Genomic DNA, 18,877 nt, shown 5'->3' with positions numbered 1-18,877 from the left:
GGAGGAATTGTGATGAATGGAGAAGGCGCAATTCAATTAAATGGAAAAGTTGAAACTGTTTTTACTAGTTTGTTAGACCCTGAGGTTTTGAAAAACTGCATTATGGGCTGTAACGAATTAAATAAGAAGGAAGAAAATGTCTATGTTGCAGACCTTTCTGTTGGAGTTGCAGCGGTAAAAGGAAAATATGATGCAACCATCCGTCTTGCTGACATGCAGCCGCCAAATTCATATAAGTTAATCGTAAATGGGGAAGGCGCACCAGGGTTTGTGGATGCAGAAGCGTTGATCCAGCTGGTTCCCATAGATGGTGAAAATACAGAGCTTAAATACACATATGAGGCACAAGTTGGCGGGAAGGTTGCCGCAATTGGACAACGTATGTTAGGCGGAGTAGCCAAGCTAATCATTAAGGATTTTTTCAAAAAGATTAAAAAGGAGTTAGAAAAAGTAAATATTGCTGAATAAGAAAGGGGGGAATACTCATGAAGCCGGCAGCATTTACTTACCATTGCCCATCATCCCTGGAAGAAGCGGTGAAGCTTCTAGATGAATACGGCAGTGAAGGAAAAATCATTGCTGGGGGACAAAGCTTTATTCCCATTTTAAATATGAGAATGTCCGAGCCAGAGTGTTTAATCGATATTAATCAAATAAAAGAGTTAGAGGGAATCCGGGTAGAAGATGGAGTGTTGAAAATTGGCGCACTTACAGCTCAAAGAGACTTGGAGCAGCATGATATTGTAAAAAACAATATTCCTTTATTGGCTGAAGCTATCCCATTTATCGGTCATGTTCAAACGAGAAATAGAGGGACCGTTGGCGGAAGTGTCGCCCATGCCGACCCTAGTGCAGAGCTGCCGCTTTGCTTTCTAGCACTGGATGCAGAAATCGTGATCCATAGTATAGATGGAACTAGGAAAACGAGTATCAATGACTTTTTTATCACGTATTTAACAACAGAGCTTATGCCAGAGGACATCCTGACCGAGATTCATGTTTCTTTAACCCAGCCTAATGGATATGCATTTGAAGAATTTAGCAGGAGACATGGTGACTTTGCTTTAGTAGCAGCTGCCTGCTTATTATCAGTAGATGAGGCAGGAGTAATTGAGAGTGCGAGACTTGTATTAGGCGGAGTGGATGCTGTTCCCCTCCTTGCAGAGGAAGCGATGGACTATTTAATAGGTAAGAGTCTTACAGAAGAAACCCTTGAAAGGGCAGTGGAGCTGGCCATCGTTGAAGCTGATCCTGATGCCGACTTGCACGCCTCAAGGGAATATAGGATGCATCTAACAAAGGTTATGACAAGAAGAGCACTGTTAAAAGCATACAATCGCGGATTACGGAAGGAGGGTGAACATGTCAAATCTCTCAGTACAAGATAAAGAGAAAGTGAAAGTTTCATTATCGGTGAATGGAAGGGGGGTGGAAGGAGAAGCAGAACCTAGAAAGCTGCTCAGCGACTTTATTAGAGATGACCTTAGCCTTACGGGAACACATGTAGGGTGTGAGCATGGTGTGTGCGGTTCATGTACGGTGCTGTACAATGGGAAAGCTGTCCGAAGCTGTTTAATGTTTGCCGTTCAAGCGAACGGAGCTGAAATTCAAACCGTTGAAGGGTTAGCTAAGGATGGAGAACAGCATCCATTACAACAGTCATTTACCGAATGCCATGGCCTCCAATGTGGTTTTTGTACACCAGGGATTTTAATGTCATCCGTAGAGATGCTGAACAGCGGCGAAGAGCCTACAAGGCAAGAAATTAAGGAAATGCTTTCCGGACATCTATGCCGGTGTACAGGTTACACGGGAATTATTGAAGCCATCGAAAAGGTATGTAAACCTAATGAATGTAAAGAAGGTGAAAACTAGTGGATCTCGGGAAATTGTTTGAATTTGCGGTGAATCGATTCCCAGATAAAACAGCTATCGTCCAAGATGGTAAACGATTATCCTATAGGGAATTTAACCAGGGAATTAATAGGCTTGCTTATTCATTGCAAAAACATGGGATTGAAAAAGGAGACCGGGTGGTTATTATTTTAAAAAACCGCTTAGAGATGGTTGCTATATATTGGGCTATTCAAAAACTTGGGGCGATTTTTACACCTATCAATTTCCGGTTGTCAACAGAGGAAGTTGCTTATTGTGTAAATAATGCTGATGCGAAAGCTGTGATTTATGAACCGAGCAGTGAGAATGCAGCACTGGAAGGAAAGTACACACACCGGCCGTTGCTAGTGAGTGTATTGGGTGCAACGGGTGCCGATGTAACGTATGAAGAACTTCTAAACCACGAACAGGAAAATTTTGACCAGCCAACCATTCATTTTGATGATACATGCTTAATGCTGTATACATCAGGGACGACAGGCAAGCCAAAAGGGGTTCCGAGAAGTCATAAGAATGAGTATAGTGCAGCCATCGCCCATATTATTCAAAACCAATATGTGCTGCATGAAGGGACATTGGGAGTGATGCCGCTTTATCATACGATGGGGATGCGTTCTCTTCTCTCTATGGCGTTTATTAATGGAAAATTGGTCATGATTCCTGATAACGATACAGTTAAAATGCTAACAGCGCTGGAAAAAGAAGAAATCAGCTGTGTCTATTTGGTACCGACCATTATTCATGATTTGTTAAATCATAAGGATTTTAATACCTATAATTTACAGAACCTTCGAAAAATAGGATATGCCGGGGCATCAATGACGACCGAATTAACAAAGGATTGTTATCTGAAGCTTAAGCCGGATGTGTTCGTGAATCACTATGGCAGTACAGAGGTTTATACCTTCTCTATTTGTGACTATTTGGATAAAAAGCCAGGTTGTGCGGGTAAAGCAGGTTTCCACCAACAGTTAAGGGTTATTACGCCCGATCCAGATGGATATTCTACACCTGATGATCTTGTTCCACAAGGATCTCCTGGTGAAATTATTGTTAATATCGATTCTATTGAAGCTTTTAAGGGATATTGGAATCGTCCTGATGCCAATCAAAAGGCTATCAGAAGCGGCTGGTATTTTACCGGAGATATGGGAGTACTGGATGAAGATGGAGATTTGTATGTTGTAGGGCGTGTGGATGACATGATTATCTCAGGCGGGGAAAATATTCATCCACTTGAGGTGGAGGATGTTTTAGCCTCCCATCCGGGGGTTTTGGAGGTAGCTGTTATCGGTGTACCAGATGAGCGCTTTGGAGAAAAGGTTGTCGCATTTGTAGTCGGCAGAAACGCCAAATTATCAGCCGAAGAGTTAGATCATTTCTGTAAGCAATCTGAGAGTCTAGCAAACTTTAAACGACCTAGGGAGTATTATTTTGTTCAAGAGATTCCAAAAAGCCCTGTTGGTAAAATTTTAAGAAGAAAAATGAAAGAAAATTATAAAGAACTAACAATCAAAGAGGAGAGAATAAGCTAATGACAACAATTAATAATAGCAATACTTATCAGTGGGATCATATTTTAGTAGAAAAGGATGTAGAAAGAAAGACAGCGACGATTACATTAGATCGACCAGAGAAAATGAATACGTTAAGCTTTATTGCCCGCTCACACCTAAACCAAATATTTGCTGAGTTAGATCATGACAATGATGTAAGCGTTATCGTGATTAAAGGAGCAGGAGAAAAGGCGTTTAGCTCTGGCGGGAATATTGCGGAATTCATGGAGCAGCATCCATCCGTGCTGTCCGAATTACACATGAATGTGGCTGCACCCGAACGGTCGCCCAAGCCGGTGATTGCCCAATTACAAGGTTATACATTTGGCGTAGGTCTTGAGATTGCTATGGCCTGTGATTTCCGTGTAGCGGCAGATACTACACAATTAGCTTTACCAGAAATTAATCTAGGCATGATTCCAGGGAGCGGCGGTTCACAGCGTATTGCCAAAATTGCTGGTGTTGGCCGCGCAAAAGATATGATTATGAGAGGACGTCGTATACCCGCACAAGAAGCCCATCAATGGGGTTTGTTAACGACAGTTACAAGCCCGGAAAATCTGAAAGCAGAGGTTGATAAACTGGTTGCGGATCTTACTAGACTTTCTCCTATGACTTTAAAAGTGTTAAAGCGTGTTCTTAATGCTTCCCAAGATGCATCGTTAAGCATGGGGATGGAAATTGAGGGTTTTGCCTATGGCATGCTGCGTTCAACAGAGGATTTTAATGAAGGTGTCCAGTCTTTTGGAAATAAGGTAAAGCCTAATTTCCAAGGTAAATAAATTTCTGTTTTTAAAATGGGAGGGAACGTATGAAATACTCAATTGGCGAAAGCCTGAAATTACTTCCAAAGCATCTGAATGCTAACACCATTAGTGCAGGGACCCTTGCAGCCATTTTTGGCTGTACTGGTCCAGCTTTAATCATCATTGGCGGGGCAAAAGATGCGGGGTTGTCAATGGAACAAACGATTTCCTGGTTGTTTGCAGTTTATTTTTTTGGAGCCTTAATTGGACTTTATTTAGCTTTAAAGTATCGCCAGCCAATTGTTGGGGCCTATTCTATACCTGGGGCTGTGTTGGTAGCCGCGGGTTTGCAGCACTACTCTCTAAGTGAAATATCGGGCGCCTATTTCGTTGCCGGGGTAATTGTATTTATCTTAGGCATATCAGGGCTTATTGGCAAGGTCATGAGATGGATTCCGGTACCGATTGTCATGGCAATGATTGTGGGTGCAATGATACGTTTCGGAACGGGTATGATTACTTCTCTTCAAGGGGCACCTATCATCGCGGGTGCAGCAATAGTTGTTTATTTATTTTCTTCTCGTTTTATTAAAAAAATCCCACCTATTCTATCGGCCTTTGTCGTTGGTGTCGTTTTAGCGGCATTAATGGGTGGTTTTCAATCATCTGGGATGGATGCAGGATTAAGCCTTCCGCAAATATTGTTACCATCCTTTAGTATTGATGCTATCGTTTCGGTTGGCATACCGCTTGCTCTGTTGGTCATAGGGGCAGAGAATGCACAGGCAATCGGTGTTTTAATGGCGGAAGGCTATAAGCCGCCAATCAACTCAATGACAGTCTGGAGCGGAATCGGCGGAATGATCACTTCCTTTTTCGGTGCACATAATGCCAATATTGCGGGCCCGATGACCGCCATTTGTTCCTCAAAAGAGGCGGGCGACAATAAAGATGGACGTTATGGTGCAGTTGTAGTGAACGCCGTGTTATTCGGCGGTTTCGGTATCATTGCGGGAGTAGCGGTTCCTTTTGTAACTGCTTTACCCGGTGCGTTGGTTTCAACAGTATCAGGTCTGGCTATGATTGGGGTGCTGGTAAGCTCCCTGCAAGCCTCCTTCTCCGAACGAAGGTTCCAAATTGGTGCTTTCTTCTCATTAGTCATTGCTATGTCGGGTGTCAGCTTTTACGGCATTAGTTCACCATTCTGGGCACTGATTGGCGGAGTACTCGTATCACTAATCATTGAAAAAACAGACTTTGACTCTTTTAAATCAGAAATAAAAGTAAATGAAGTAACGAATATTGATAGTGTGATTTAATTTAAAGACTGGAAGTATGAGGTTTCTCATGCTTCCTTTTTATTCTGGTGCAATCCACTGTCGCTGCCCGAATTACTGACAAAATTTTGATTCTCTTGCCTGGTTAAACCCCGAAATGACGTGTAATTTTGTGATTTTAACTATAAAAAATTTTATTCATATTTAAACTCCTTTCCCCATCAAGTGTTCTTTAGACCGAATCGTTTTTACAAGTTCATTATCCTAATAGATTGTTAAGATTAGGTTAAGTGAAATTGATCGTTTCGTGAACATTGGGTAAACGAGAGGAGAGTTCACTAATTGTACAAAAAGCGGGCCTTGGGTAGGGTTAGACTACCGTCAGGCCCCTGCTCACAACAGGCAAGTTAAAGTTTAAAAAAGGGGACTTTATCAGTAGTTACGGACGGTTTTCTGCTTCATGGATGGTTGAGGATTATTCTTGGGTATGTTTCTTAAATAAAAGCTGCCGCTTTTGGTATGATCAGCGGCTGCATTTTGTATACAATATAACTTGGTGCCTGACACTGATTTGCTTCTTTTGTCTTTTCGCATCCAAAAACAAAAAAGATTACCAATAATAACCCCGAAAAAATAAGTGCTGTATTCCAACCCATATCAGTAGCTCCTCAAAAAAATAATAATGAACTTCTATATTTTACAGCCTAGACTACCATTTTTATACAAAAGTTTCGACCTTTTATTAGGCCTCTTCCAGGTACTGATGTAGCTAGTTTTCAATTAATTCTTGTGTTTTGTTTTTCTTACAGTTTTCAGACTTTTGAATGAGAAAAGTCTCAACTTTTGAAGGATTCCTACATTCCATCAATAATATATAGTAGTAGAGAACAATCTTTGTGCATCCTCCATTGATCCTTTTTAGAGGGTCCATTGAATTCTATTGTTGGGAGAGTGATCCGATTGTCAGAATTGATTCATGCAGGTTCATTAAAGACACTTGAAGATGAAGGTGTAAAGGTTATAAAAGGGGCAAGTAATCCAATTGCAGTGTTCGTTCATGAAAAGCAGGTCTACGCGATAGATAACCGTTGTCCGCATATGGGTTTTCCCCTTCATACAGGAAGCATCTGTGACGGAATCTTAACTTGTCATTGGCATCATGCTCGCTTTGATGTGAAAAGTGGGGGAACATTGGATCCATGGGCAGATGATGTTTCTACCTATCCTGTCGAGATTAAGAAAGGTGAGGTTTGGGTCCACCCTGTACCTGTTAATAAAGTAACAATCGAAAAATTAAAGCAGCGATTACGTGAAGGTCTTGAACAAAATTTGAGTCTTGTCATCGCCAAGGCGGTAGTAGGATTGATGGAAGCTGGTTTTCCAGCGACTAAGATCGCAAAGGTCGGTGTCGAATTCGGAACGACACATCGTCAAAGCGGCTGGCGCTCTGGATTGACGATCTTAACAGCCATGACGAACGTATTGCCAAAATTAGATAAAACGGGTCAGATTTTAGCCTTGTTTCAAGGTCTAGTACATGTTGCACGAGAAAGTTCCGGAATGGGAACACGCTTTTTACTTGGGGCACTTCCTGTCTCTGATAAAGAAAATGCCCAGTCATTCAAGCAATTATCAGAATGGTATCGTCATTGTGTGGAGGTTCGTGATTCACGGGGAGCTGAACGCGTGCTCTTGACCGCGATTGAATTAGGCTTCTCGAACGAGCAGCTTGTTGACATGATGATGACAGCAATCACAGACCATTTTTATGTCAATACTGGTCATTCGCTAGATTTTCATAATAAAGCATTCGAGATTCTGGATCAGATTGGTTTAGAACACCGGCCATATGTATTATCATCCTTGTTGCCCGGTATCGCTGATGTTTCCCGTAGTGAAGAATCTCATAGTTGGCAATCCCCTGTGAACTTGGTCCAGCCATTGATGGGGGCATTCCAAGAACTGCCTGCTATTCTTGCTGATGCCTCCTCACAAGGAAACGCTGATATCGATGAAGCCGCATTGGTTAAGCAAATTTTATCAGATGATGCTTTAAAAACGGTGAAGATGATGTTGGATGCGCTTAAAAGTGGAGTCTCCCCAGCCCGCTTGGCTCAGCACGTGGCTTTGGCGGCGGCTGAAAGGATCTCCCGTTTTCACGTTCAAAATGATTTCAGTGATTGGATTACCGTACTTCATACCTTTACTCACGCGCATGCGGTACATGAATCGTTACGTCGTTCGACAACACCTGAATTGACTCGAGCTGTCTTCCATGGTGCGATGAGTGTCTATCTTGATCGTTTCCTCAATATACCGTCCGCACGAAGACCGGAACCAAAGGATGTAGAAGCTGAACCACAAAAAACTTCTGAATTGCTAGAGATGATGAATAAGCAACAACAGGTTGAAGAATCAGCTCGATGGGTAGTGAATTACCTAGCACGCGGCGGTGATAAAAGTGATCTCTTTAATACGCTCGGTCACGCTTTATTACGAGAGGATGCAGAGTTTCATTCCTTTCAAATGTTTGAAGCAGCAATGGTCGAACACGATCATTGGGAGAGAGAGGAATCGGAGTTTGCTAGATATGCACAGGAAACATTGATCATTGCAGCCACACGCTATTTAGCAGGCCATGCCCCAACTGCAAGAGAAATCCCGCACACAGCACGAATTGCCATGCGTCTCCATCGTGGGGAAAAATTGTTTGAGGATGAATGATTATGAGTGGGACACGGGGACAGGCACCGTGTCCCTTTTCCTGTCCCTAATGTAGAGCCCCAGCTATCGCAATTAAACTGCGAATAAACCGAAATGCGGTGATGAAATCATCTGTCTCAAAACGATGGGTTTTTGGATTAATTTTCTCTACAATCGGCAAAATTCCAGCAGCATCTGCCAATCCTGAATGTAGATAGGAGATTTCAACTAGAAAAGGGCCTTGCATTGAAACAGGTTTGATTTCGGGGATACGAGATAGAGAAACTATCGTCTTTTCTTTAATCAAATCCCGTGCACTTTTTGGACTTAAGTTTCGTGCAGATTGTCGATTAATCGTACGTTTTACGATTGCAGTTTGGATTCCTGGAATGAAATCAACAGCCTCATCAGCTGTATGTTGACATCCTGAAACAAGGACGACTGGCACGCCAAAATGACCTGCAATTCCTGCATTTAATGCGAATTCTCCCATGTCTTTATTATTAATTCTAATATTTTCTACGACCCCTCCATGAAAAGTATGATTCAATACTCCGTAATTTCCCATTCTTGAATGGTAACCTAGAAAAATAGCCGCATCATAATTTGAACTGATTCCTTCCATCATTGCAAGAGGTTTTGGGGAACCTGTAATATACTCGGCGGATTGGTGAATTGTTTCCGAGAGTAGATTACGCATTGTCCCATGTGAATCGTTCACAACAACTTCGGTTGCACCGCTGGATAAGGCTCCCTCTATACACGCGTTTACCTCCTCCGTCATTAACATTCTTGCTCGATCATGTTCCCGCCCATCTCGAGAAGTATGCTCACGATGAACAACACCGGCTACGCCTTCAATATCAGCTGAGATAAAAATTTTCAAACTTAATCCCTCCTAATAAACCCTATTAATTACTATTTCTATAAAATTCATACATTTCCTTTTTTAAAAATAGGTTGAAATAGGTTTTTAGTTTATAATATAATTAGAGGGATAATTCAGAAAAGTCTAAATAGACAGAAGAGGTGTTTAATTTTGAACCCCGTAAAATTAGTAGATGTGTACCGTGGTAATAGAGTGGAGAGTTCTCATTCTGGGCATATAGTTGTCGTTGATTCAGACGGAAAATTGCTTTATTCAGTAGGAAATCCGTATCGGATAACTTATGCAAGGTCCTCTGTAAAGCCATTGCAAGCTATTCCAGTACTAGAAACAGGCGCTGCAGACCACTACAAACTAGGTGAACAGGATATATCGTTATGCTGTGCATCACATAGCGGAGAGGCTCAACATACTGACCGGGTTCTAGATATTCTAGGACGGGCTGATATTAAAGATACTTTCTTACAATGTGGCACACATATTCCTCATTCACAAGATACATATAAGAACTTGCTTGCATCTGGAAAAGATCTTACACCTTTATATAACAATTGCTCTGGAAAACATACTGGGATGCTAATTACTGCTAAACATAATCGTGAGACGTTGGAAGACTATTATTTACTTAGCCATCCTGTACAGCAAAGAATATTAAAAGTGATTTCTGAGGTTATGGATTATCCGATTGAAAAAATTGAAATGGGAACAGATGGATGCGGCGTACCCGTACATGCTTTGCCATTAGAACGATTGGCTTATGGATTTGCAAGAATGGCACAACCAGATTCTTTAGGAGAAGATCGAGCAAAAGCAGCTAATCGGATTACTGCCGCAATGATGAAATATCCAGAAATGGTCGCAGGAACAGGTCGTTTTTGTACCGACTTTATGAAGGCAGCTAAAGGTCGATTATTTGGCAAGGCGGGAGCCGAAGCGGTCTATTTAGCAGGGGATATGGAAACCGGGATTGGAATTGCCATCAAAATAGAAGATGGAAATGGACGCGCTGTCTATCCAACCGTTCTTGAGACATTTAGACAACTCGGCTTTTTGGATGAAGAACAGATTAACAGCTTAATGCATCACTACCGTCCTGCATTACAAAATGCCCGTGGTGAAAAGATTGGTGAACTTGTTCCATCATTTACGTTGCAAAAGTGCTAATGCACTATTGTAAATAAAATTTTAGTAAGGGGGAAATGAATTGTTAAAGAACAGAAATCTTGCTGCTTTTCTAACTATTTTAATGGCTTTAATCCTTATGCTTGCAGGATGTTCCGGAAAGTCTAGTACGGAAGAAGGCCAAAAATCGAAAACAAAGAAGAATCCTGAAGCACAACCGATTGTAAAAAAGGAGGGAAATTCCATTACAATCGGAATCAAAGATAACCTTATCAGTATGGATCCGCAAGATACAAATGACACATTGTCTGGTTCCATCCAATCCACTATGTTAGAAGGACTTGTTGGCTTTGACAAAGATATGAAAATGATTCCTGTATTAGCTGAAAGCTACGAAGCTAGCGATGATGCAAAGGTATTCACTTTTAAGTTAAAACAGGGTGTCAAGTTTCATGATGGTACCCCGTTTAATGCGGAAGCTGTAAAGGTAAATATCGACCGAGTTGCAAATCCAGATAATAAATTAAAACGTTATAGTATGTTTGAACTTGTTGAAAAGACAGAAGCAGTAAACGAATACACATTCCGAGTTACTTTAAAGGAACCATTTGGTGCGATGTTAAATAACTTTGCACATCCAGCTGCAAGAATGATGAGCCCAGCTGCTATTGAAAAGTATGGAAAAGATGTAGCTACGCACCCTGTTGGAACGGGGCCATTCAAATTTATGGAATGGGACCAAAGTGACCATTTAACTGTTGAAAAGAACCCAGACTATTGGCAAAAGGGCTTACCAAAAGTAGATGGTATTAAGTTCAAACCTGTACCTGAAAATGGTGCACGTGTAGCCATGCTGCAGACAGGTGAAGCTGACTTTATTTACCCAATTCCGACTGAACAGGCGGAAGCTGTTAATGGGAAGGACGGAATTATCGTAGAAAATAAACCATCTATTGTTGCACGCTATATGAGCATGAATACTATGAAGAAGCCTTTTAATGATGTCCGTGTTCGTCAAGCTATTAACTATGCAATAAATAAAGAAGCATTCTTAAAGGTAGTTTATCGTGGATTTGGAAGTGAAATGGATTCCATTATTCCAGCTAACCTTCAATTCTATTCCCAACAAACACCATACCCATATGATCCAGAAAAGGCAAAAAAATTATTAAAAGAGGCAGGTTATGAAAACGGTTTCGAAACAACTGTATGGGGTGGAAACAACTCCGATGCAATAAAAGCTATGGAGTTCATACAACAGCAGCTGGGACTAGTAGGCATTAAAGTAAATGTTGTACCAATGGAGTCGGGGACGCTTTCGGATAAAATTTGGTCTGTTCAAAATCCAAAAGACGCTGAAGTTGAACTTTACTATGGCGGCTGGTCTTCTTCAACTGGAGATGCGGATTGGGGAATTCGGCCATTGTTAGGCGGAGATTCCAAACCTCCAAAATCATATAACGTATCTTATTATGAAAATAAAAAGGTAGATGAATTGATTACCACAGCACTGCAGACAGCAGATTCAACAAAACGCCAAGAAGCCTATGCTGAAATGCAGAAAATTATTTGGGAAGATTCACCTTGGGCTTATTTGGTTGTAGAGGATACAATGGCGGGGAAAAAGAATTATCTCGAAGGCGTTTACTTACTTCCTGATGGATCCATGAATGCTAGGGAAGCTGAAATTAAAAGATAAAAAATAGCAGCAAGCGCTAATGATGAATTAGCGCTTGCTATATATCGGAAGGAGGAGTGTTATGTTTCGCTATATTGTAAAGCGCTTATTGGGAATGGTCCCTACCCTTTTCATTGTTTCAATTTTTATTTTTCTGTTTGTTCATATGATACCCGGGGATCCGGCAAGACTTGTAGCAGGAACAGATGCGAGCCATAAGGATATAGAACTTGTACGTCAAGAACTGGGTCTAGATAAACCAATCGTGTCACAATACTTTACATATATAGGGAATTTGGTTCAGGGAGATTTAGGCACATCTATGAAGACAAGGCGCCCAGTCTTTGATGAGATTGCCGTTAGATTTATGCCGACCTTTTGGTTAACGGTTTGGAGTATGGCCTGGGCTATAGTATTTGGACTGTTGATTGGCGTTATATCGGCAACAAAGAGGAATAAATGGCAGGATTATACGGGGATGTTTAGTGCTGTATCAGGTATTTCGTTACCATCCTTTTGGCTTGGTTTGATGCTGATTCAATTATTTTCTGTTAAATTAGGATGGTTTCCAACTGGAGGAGTTGACTCTTGGAAAAGTTATATTTTACCGTCCCTCACTCTAGGAGCTGGAGTAGCAGCTGTCATTGCCCGTTTTACTCGTTCTTCTCTGATGGATATTTTAAGAGAGGACTATATTCGTACTGGAAGGGCAAAAGGTCTTAAAGAAAACGCCGTAGTGTGGAAGCATGCTTTGAAAAATGCCATGATTCCTGTTGTGACGATGACCGGATTGCAGTTTGGCTTTTTATTAGGGGGATCCATTGTAGTAGAGACCGTATTCAGTTGGCCAGGTCTTGGGCGGTTGTTAATTGACTCTGTCTCATTCCGCGATTATCCATTGATTCAAGCTGAAATGCTACTTTTCGCCTTAGAGTTCATTTTGATCAATTTAATTGTAGACATTTTATATGGGGTAATGAATCCGCAAATTCGTTATGAGTAATAAGAGGGGGGAGAAAATTGGAGAATAGTACGATTGTTGTTCAATCGAATGAACAGATAACTCTACAGGAAGAAGAAAAAGTACGAACCCCGTTTAAGGAGTTTTGGAGGAAGTTTAAAAAACAGCGAATGGCTATGATAGCCGGATGCTTTGTCTTTTTGCTATTTATCATTGCAGCTTTTGGTCCGTTAATTGCTCCCTATTCTTCCATAGAAGCAGACTATGAAAATATTTTAAGTACGCCCTCAATGGATCATTTTGCTGGGACGGATGCTTTTGGAAGAGATATATTTAGCCGGATTATTGAAGGAACGAGAATTTCTCTTTTAGTCGGTTTAAGCTCTGTATTAGTGGGAGCTATTGTTGGAACCGTCCTTGGTCTCATTAGCGGTTTCTATGGCGGCTGGATTGATAGCATCATCATGCGATTTTGTGACGTTTTATTCGCTTTTCCGGGGATTTTGCTTGCCATTGGGATTATTGCCATTCTAGGTCCAGGACTTGGAAATGTTGTCATAGCGGTAGCTATTTTCGGTGTTCCAACCTTTGCAAGAATTGTTCGAAGCAGCACCCTTGCAATCAAAGCGACTGTTTATGTTGAATCAGCAAGATCCATCGGAGCGCCGGCGAAACGGATTATTTGGAAACATATTTTTCCGGGAACGGTCTCAAGTATTATTGTGTATTTTACTATGAGGATTGGCACATCGATTTTAACGGCTGCCAGTCTTAGCTTTTTAGGATTGGGTGCCCAGCCTCCATCACCGGAATGGGGGGCGATGCTTAGTTCTGGGAGAGACTTTTTAAATACGGCTCCACATGTTACCTTTTTCCCCGGATTAGCCATTTTTATAACCGTACTTGCATTCAATCTACTAGGCGATGGATTACGGGATGCCCTTGATCCGAAAATGAAAGATTAAAAGACAAGGAGCGACTATATGGACAAAAAGCTGTTAGAACTATCAAACTTAAAAACTTATTTTTTCGTAGATAATCGACAGATTCCTGCAGTTAATGGTGTGGATCTATATATTAATGAGGGGGAAACACTAGGAATTGTAGGTGAATCTGGGTGTGGAAAAAGTGTCACTTCGCTATCTGTAATGCGGCTGCTTGGCCATACTCCAGGAAGAGTGGTAGATGGCTCCATCCATTTCAAGGGGAAAAATCTTTTGTCAATACCGGAAGATGAGATGAGAGAAATACGTGGGAATGAAATAGCCATGATATTTCAGGAACCGATGACCTCTTTGAATCCAGTCTATAAAATTGGAGAGCAAATTGGTGAGGCGGTTAAGCTGCATTTGAAATATGACAAAAAAAAGACGAGAGGACATGTCATTAACATGTTAAAGCTTGTCGGGATTCCACGTGCCGAGGAAATAATAGATGAATTTCCGCATCAGCTCTCCGGCGGGATGAGACAGAGGGTGATGATTGCGATGGCGATGTCATGCAACCCAACACTTTTGATTGCTGATGAACCAACGACAGCTCTAGATGTAACGATTCAAGCTCAAATCTTAGAACTGATGAAAAAGCTAAAAAAAGAAAAAGGGACAGCTATTATGCTGATTACGCATGATTTAGGTGTTGTAGCGGAAATGTGTGATCGCATAGTCGTGATGTATGCGGGAAAAGTTGTAGAGGAAGCGGACGTTATCGAGATCTTTGAAAACCCGAAACATCCTTATACAAAAGGATTGCTAAACTCCATTCCAAAACTTGGGCAAAAAACGAATCGGCTTGATCCTATTCCGGGTAATGTTCCAACCCCTGCTAATATGCCAAAAGGCTGCAAATTTGCACCGCGCTGTTCACAAGCGATGGATTTTTGTAAAGAAAATGATCCGGATTTGTTACAAATTTCAAAAGGGCATCAGTGTCGCTGTTTCCTATATCAGAAGGAACTGACAAAGGAGGCAAACTAAATGACAGAGTTGTTGGTAGATGTTAAAAATTTAAAAAAGCACTTTCCTGTCAGAAAAGGCTTGTTTGGGCAAAAAAAGTCTTATGTTCGCGCAGTTGATGGAGTTTCCCTTTCCATTCACAAGGGTGAAACAATTGGGTTGGTTGGAGAAAGTGGATGCGGAAAATCCACAACCGGCCGAATGATCATGAGACTTATTGCGCCAACTGAAGGAGAAATTTGGTTTAACGGAAGAGACATTAGTAACTTAAATGATAAACAATTACAGGAAACAAGAAAAGAGTTACAAATGATTTTCCAAGATCCTTATGCCTCCCTGAATCCACGGATGAATATTGGAGATATTATTGCAGAGCCTTTGATTATTCATGGCATGATGACAAAAAGAGAAAGAGAAAAAAGGGTACACGAGCTGTTAGAATATGTTGGACTTACATCGTACCATGCGAATCGTTATGCCCATGAATTCAGTGGCGGCCAGCGACAGAGGATTGGGATTGCTCGTGCGCTTGCCGTAAATCCCAAGCTTATCGTAGCGGACGAACCTGTTTCAGCGCTCGATGTCTCAATTCAGTCTCAAGTATTAAACCTTATGCAAGATTTACAGAAGGAATTTGGTTTAACCTACCTCTTTATATCCCATGACTTGAGTGTTGTAGAGCATATTAGTGACCGTGTAGGTGTTATGTACCTTGGAAGAATTGTTGAAATTGCAGAGAAGGAATTATTATACGAGAATCCATTACATCCGTACACGAAAGCCCTGATGTCTGCTGTCCCTATTGCCAATCCACGTTTAAAAAGGGAACGAATTATATTGCAAGGAGATATTCCAAGTCCATCAAATCCCCCAACGGGATGCACCTTCCATCCCCGTTGCAGTGCTTGTATGGAAATTTGCAAAACGGTTGTTCCAGAACTAAAAGAGATTGAGCCAGGACACTATTCCGCTTGTCATTTATATAATCAATAAAGATCATGGACGTCGAAGGTTAAAGGAGTGAAAGTGCTTTGGTCGAGAAGGAATTAATTGTAATTTCTATCCAAGATGAATACCTATCTATGATTTCAAAACAAATGACTGAAATTGCAGGGGATTTAATTAGGATTCGTCCCATTTCTATAAATAATTTGTCGCGTGAGGAAATTTCTAAAGATGATATTGTTCTATTAGGTGCAAATTTTATTTTTCCACTAGTTCGTCCCTTTTTGCCAGAGGGGGTAAAATATGTAACTGCCGGACGTGGATTTAATTATGTAAATATGGCTAAGCTGCTTTCATCTCCTAAAGGAAAAAATGTTTTAGTTGTTAACGACACAAAGCAAACCACAGATGAAACAGTCCAGGCACTTCAAGAAGCAGTGTTTGAGCATAACTATTATAGCTATAATCTCGATTCTGAAATTCCTTTAGATATTGATTTTGTTATTACCCCGGGAGAGATCCAACTTGTTCCAGAAGGGAGATTTGAAGTAATAGATATAGGTTATCGAGTTCTTTCTTTGGAGACCGTTTTTGAAGTATTTACATTGCTTGGACTTAATTGTTCTCAAATTTTTTTAACAAATCGTTATATGAAATCTCTAGTCGCATTATCTAATGAAAGCAGCCATTCTAAGATTACCCCTGCATACTTTAGTAAATGGGGGATAGGCAGGGGAACTGCTAAATATTATTTTGAAGATGTTATCGCAAATAGTAAGGTAATGCAAGATACATTATATATTGCAAGGAAACTTGCTAAAATGAGCGACCCGGTACATATCTTTGGGGAAACCGGAACTGGAAAGAGAATGCTTGCACAGGCTATTCACAATGATTCTTTCAATAAGGAAGGGCCTTATCTTAGTATCAATTGTTCCGGCAGGCCACGGGAGGTACTCGAAAGAGAGTTATATGGTAGTGAATTAGATGGACAGATTACTCCCGGACTTTTTGAAATGGCTAATGGCGGGACGATATGCATTGAAGATATAGATGAATTGCCATTAGCTCTGCAAGGCAGACTTTTACAAACACTGGAAGAAGGCCAAGTTATTAGGATAGGCGGGCATCATCCCGTTTCTGTACGGGTAAGAGTTATTACAATTAGTAATTACGATCTTTCATTATTAGTGGATGAAGGCAAATTTCGTAAGGATTTATTTTATTATTTAGCTGTACTTCCTTGTAAAACTCCATCGCTTTCGGAGAGAATGGAAGATTTTGAATCACTCATTCATACATATCTGGAATCCCACTTATTTCATGAAAAATTAGTTATACCACCTGATATGATTAACCTTCTAAAATATTATTCCTGGCCAGGAAATGTCAGGGAATTATTTAATGCAGTTTCCTATATGGCATGTTTGGTAGAAAAAGAATTAACGTTGGAGTCGCTGCCGTTTTATATTAAGGGAAGGTTGCAAAAATATGTAAAGGAATCTATGCCTCTGCCCGATATAACGGAGAGTGAATTAAATGACCTAATATTCAATATTGAAGAACACGGATTTTTAGAAGAGAGCCTGGCAATACTTGAAGTATTTGAACAAGGTAAGAAACAATGTGAATCATATGGGCGTACGGTTGTTAAAGGAAGGCTTCGAGAAAATGGATTTACTCTTTCGGAACAACAATTGCGATTACGACTTGAAGTCCTTAATCAATTGGAATTATTGAATGTTCGTCAAGGGCGTTCAGGAACAACCATTTCTAGAAAAGGTGAAGTATTCCTACAAATGATCCGATTAAACGGAATAAGTACAGTGGGGAACTATGGTAATGTCGAAAATGACTAGAACTGGGACAAGGGTAGGACAAGGGGACAGGCACCGTGTCCCTTTTCAAAAAACAGCCTCGTATTCAATCACTAATTTTTTTACTCCCTAAATTATTGAATTTCTTAATTACCTTATTTAATCATCCAATTCTTCTGAGTCTAAAAGTGGAAAATCAACCAATTACTCCATTCCCCTAAATGCCTCCTTGGGGGTTCTTAGTTCTCCCCTTTCCAAAAAACCATACACAAAATAAACGGGATATAAAAAGCGATAGACATATTGACAGCCAAGAAATATACCATTCCCAGTGTATGTAGTTGATGAGTTCGGTGTATTTTTCAATTATGACTTCCATGATAACCAGCACAGAACTAAAGGAAGCATAATAGCCCCATTGAATAAGTTTAGTTCGATGAGCGGGAAACCACACATTAAAGACGGCACAAACCATGGGGAAAGAAAAATACTCAAACGTGAAGCTTGTCCGATTAATCGACGCAAATAATCGAACAGGATATTCAAGCAGCCCCCACTCGAAGACCATTAAACCAATAATAAACGTAATCATCTGTTTAAATAAAAACGCCACAACAGCAAGACGGATTTTATTTTTCGGTATGAAGAAAATAAGTCCTGCTGTCACAATGTACACCGATATCAAGATCCACCATTCAATTCTCATTAGCTTGCTCCAGCTCTGCTTGAAATAAGGTTTGGTCCTTAAAGAACCAATTACAACAGACTTGACTCACGAAAAAGAGAATCACTATATATATCCACATTCCATACCAGGGCACGGTTTCATATTCTATTAAATCTGTATATCTTTCGAGAACAATATCAAACAATGTGATTACAGAGACCCAAACAAAAAAGTATGTCATTCTAGATAATAGATTGGCCTGTACCCTCTTATGAATGTAAAATATGGCAAACCATACAGGATAAAAGAAATAATCAATGGTAAGGGGGAGATCTGTCGCTTTTGGCAGCTCCCGTACAGGCGCACTAAACAAACCGTATTTAAAAGAAGGCATATCGCAAAGCCAGATGATAGCTTGAAACATTAAAAATGCAAAGAAACCCTTGCGCCGATCTTTGGCTGGAATAAACAGAATCGAGGCGAGGATACCGAACAGCCACATTGCTACCAGGATCAAATGCTCCATCCGCATGTTTTTGAAACTCCTATCCCGCTAAAGTAATTAGGTAATATCAGTTAGTATTTTCTATTTTCTTGATCATATTCATTGCGGTGCCTGGGGTGGGACAAGGGGACAGGCACTGTGTCCCAGTTGATGTTGTAATAGT

Annotated in this window: 18 protein-coding genes; 14 read left to right on the top strand and 4 right to left on the bottom strand. The window is 40.7% G+C overall.

Going from position 1 to position 18,877, the window contains the following annotated elements:
- The first annotated feature begins 12 nt into the window (after positions 1-12).
- From A6749_RS10440 to A6749_RS10415, 6 genes are read left to right on the top strand one after another with little or no spacing between them, the layout of a single operon-like run.
- On the top strand, positions 13-468 hold the full coding sequence (locus A6749_RS10440; RefSeq protein WP_066389084.1) for an SRPBCC family protein: 456 nt from the start codon (positions 13-15) through the stop codon (positions 466-468).
- A gap of 17 nt (positions 469-485) precedes the next feature.
- Positions 486-1,388, top strand: coding sequence for an FAD binding domain-containing protein (locus A6749_RS10435; protein ID WP_066389082.1), 903 nt, complete (start codon positions 486-488; stop codon positions 1,386-1,388).
- Positions 1,363-1,875, top strand: coding sequence for a (2Fe-2S)-binding protein (locus A6749_RS10430; RefSeq protein WP_066389076.1), 513 nt, complete (start codon positions 1,363-1,365; stop codon positions 1,873-1,875). The genes A6749_RS10435 and A6749_RS10430 overlap by 26 nt, the downstream gene beginning before the upstream one ends.
- On the top strand, positions 1,875-3,431 hold the full coding sequence (locus A6749_RS10425) for a class I adenylate-forming enzyme family protein (RefSeq protein WP_066389072.1): 1,557 nt from the start codon (positions 1,875-1,877) through the stop codon (positions 3,429-3,431). The genes A6749_RS10430 and A6749_RS10425 overlap by 1 nt, the downstream gene beginning before the upstream one ends.
- Complete coding sequence (locus A6749_RS10420) at positions 3,431-4,234, top strand: enoyl-CoA hydratase/isomerase family protein (protein ID WP_066389068.1); 804 nt, start codon at positions 3,431-3,433, stop codon at positions 4,232-4,234. The genes A6749_RS10425 and A6749_RS10420 overlap by 1 nt, the downstream gene beginning before the upstream one ends.
- Positions 4,235-4,263: 29 nt before the next feature.
- Positions 4,264-5,517, top strand: a complete 1,254-nt coding sequence (locus A6749_RS10415; protein ID WP_066389061.1) for a benzoate/H(+) symporter BenE family transporter — start codon at positions 4,264-4,266, stop codon at positions 5,515-5,517.
- A gap of 452 nt (positions 5,518-5,969) precedes the next feature.
- Here the strand turns inward: A6749_RS10415 and A6749_RS28375 are convergent, their stop codons facing one another.
- Complete coding sequence (locus A6749_RS28375) at positions 5,970-6,131, bottom strand: hypothetical protein (protein WP_161487135.1); 162 nt, start codon at positions 6,129-6,131, stop codon at positions 5,970-5,972.
- Positions 6,132-6,435: 304 nt separating this feature from the next.
- Here A6749_RS28375 and A6749_RS10410 point away from each other — a divergent pair, with 304 nt between their 5' ends.
- The gene (locus A6749_RS10410) at positions 6,436-8,199 is read left to right on the top strand and encodes a Rieske (2Fe-2S) protein (protein WP_066389056.1); all 1,764 of its coding nucleotides are present in this window, start codon (positions 6,436-6,438) and stop codon (positions 8,197-8,199) included.
- 46 nt (positions 8,200-8,245) lie between these two features.
- Here the strand turns inward: A6749_RS10410 and A6749_RS10405 are convergent, their stop codons facing one another.
- Positions 8,246-9,064 (bottom strand): M55 family metallopeptidase, encoded by an 819-nt coding sequence (locus A6749_RS10405; protein ID WP_066389047.1) that lies wholly within the window; start codon positions 9,062-9,064, stop codon positions 8,246-8,248.
- A 153-nt stretch (positions 9,065-9,217) separates the two neighbouring features.
- Here A6749_RS10405 and A6749_RS10400 point away from each other — a divergent pair, with 153 nt between their 5' ends.
- The 7 genes from A6749_RS10400 (at position 9,218) to A6749_RS10370 (ending at position 17,584) form a co-directional block, all read left to right on the top strand.
- The gene (locus tag A6749_RS10400) at positions 9,218-10,228 is read left to right on the top strand and encodes an asparaginase (protein WP_066389042.1); all 1,011 of its coding nucleotides are present in this window, start codon (positions 9,218-9,220) and stop codon (positions 10,226-10,228) included.
- A 40-nt stretch (positions 10,229-10,268) separates the two neighbouring features.
- On the top strand, positions 10,269-11,885 hold the full coding sequence (locus tag A6749_RS10395) for a glutathione ABC transporter substrate-binding protein (protein ID WP_330220441.1): 1,617 nt from the start codon (positions 10,269-10,271) through the stop codon (positions 11,883-11,885).
- A 61-nt stretch (positions 11,886-11,946) separates the two neighbouring features.
- Entirely contained in the window at positions 11,947-12,867 is a 921-nt protein-coding gene (gsiC, locus tag A6749_RS10390; protein ID WP_066389036.1) for a glutathione ABC transporter permease GsiC, read from the top strand.
- 17 nt (positions 12,868-12,884) lie between these two features.
- Positions 12,885-13,790 (top strand): ABC transporter permease subunit, encoded by a 906-nt coding sequence (locus tag A6749_RS10385; protein WP_084797789.1) that lies wholly within the window; start codon positions 12,885-12,887, stop codon positions 13,788-13,790.
- An 18-nt stretch (positions 13,791-13,808) separates the two neighbouring features.
- Positions 13,809-14,801 (top strand): ABC transporter ATP-binding protein, encoded by a 993-nt coding sequence (locus A6749_RS10380; RefSeq protein WP_066389032.1) that lies wholly within the window; start codon positions 13,809-13,811, stop codon positions 14,799-14,801.
- The gene (locus tag A6749_RS10375) at positions 14,802-15,773 is read left to right on the top strand and encodes an ABC transporter ATP-binding protein (protein WP_066389029.1); all 972 of its coding nucleotides are present in this window, start codon (positions 14,802-14,804) and stop codon (positions 15,771-15,773) included.
- 38 nt (positions 15,774-15,811) lie between these two features.
- On the top strand, positions 15,812-17,584 hold the full coding sequence (locus A6749_RS10370; RefSeq protein WP_084797787.1) for a sigma 54-interacting transcriptional regulator: 1,773 nt from the start codon (positions 15,812-15,814) through the stop codon (positions 17,582-17,584).
- 175 nt (positions 17,585-17,759) lie between these two features.
- Here A6749_RS10370 and A6749_RS10365 read toward each other — a convergent pair whose 3' ends face one another.
- Both A6749_RS10365 and A6749_RS10360 read right to left on the bottom strand, forming a co-directional pair.
- Positions 17,760-18,248, bottom strand: a complete 489-nt coding sequence (locus tag A6749_RS10365; protein ID WP_066389027.1) for a CBO0543 family protein — start codon at positions 18,246-18,248, stop codon at positions 17,760-17,762.
- Positions 18,238-18,741 carry a CBO0543 family protein gene (locus A6749_RS10360; RefSeq protein WP_066389021.1) on the bottom strand — a complete coding sequence of 168 codons (504 nt, stop codon included), beginning with the start codon at positions 18,739-18,741 and terminating at the stop codon, positions 18,238-18,240. Before A6749_RS10360 ends, A6749_RS10365 begins: the two co-directional genes overlap by 11 nt.
- Positions 18,742-18,877 lie beyond the last annotated feature (136 nt).

Origin of the sequence: Neobacillus mesonae, from assembly GCF_001636315.1 — a bacterium.
Classification (GTDB): domain Bacteria; phylum Bacillota; class Bacilli; order Bacillales; family Cytobacillaceae; genus Neobacillus; species Neobacillus mesonae.
This window is presented reverse-complemented; position numbering and strand designations above follow the sequence as displayed.

Excerpts from the sequence above, each read along its gene's own strand:
- A6749_RS10360 (WP_066389021.1), bottom strand. The coding sequence starts at position 18,741 with ATGCGGATGGAGCATTTGATCCTGGTAGCAATGTGGCTGTTCGGTATC.
- A6749_RS10430 (WP_066389076.1), top strand. The coding sequence starts at position 1,363 with ATGTCAAATCTCTCAGTACAAGATAAAGAGAAAGTGAAAGTTTCATTA.
- A6749_RS10420 (WP_066389068.1), top strand. The coding sequence starts at position 3,431 with ATGACAACAATTAATAATAGCAATACTTATCAGTGGGATCATATTTTA.
- A6749_RS10365 (WP_066389027.1), bottom strand. The coding sequence starts at position 18,248 with ATGAGAATTGAATGGTGGATCTTGATATCGGTGTACATTGTGACAGCA.
- A6749_RS10380 (WP_066389032.1), top strand. The coding sequence starts at position 13,809 with ATGGACAAAAAGCTGTTAGAACTATCAAACTTAAAAACTTATTTTTTC.
- gsiC (WP_066389036.1), top strand. The coding sequence starts at position 11,947 with ATGTTTCGCTATATTGTAAAGCGCTTATTGGGAATGGTCCCTACCCTT.
- A6749_RS10440 (WP_066389084.1), top strand. The coding sequence starts at position 13 with ATGAATGGAGAAGGCGCAATTCAATTAAATGGAAAAGTTGAAACTGTT.
- A6749_RS10415 (WP_066389061.1), top strand. The coding sequence starts at position 4,264 with ATGAAATACTCAATTGGCGAAAGCCTGAAATTACTTCCAAAGCATCTG.
- A6749_RS28375 (WP_161487135.1), bottom strand. The coding sequence starts at position 6,131 with ATGGGTTGGAATACAGCACTTATTTTTTCGGGGTTATTATTGGTAATC.
- A6749_RS10435 (WP_066389082.1), top strand. The coding sequence starts at position 486 with ATGAAGCCGGCAGCATTTACTTACCATTGCCCATCATCCCTGGAAGAA.
- A6749_RS10375 (WP_066389029.1), top strand. The coding sequence starts at position 14,802 with ATGACAGAGTTGTTGGTAGATGTTAAAAATTTAAAAAAGCACTTTCCT.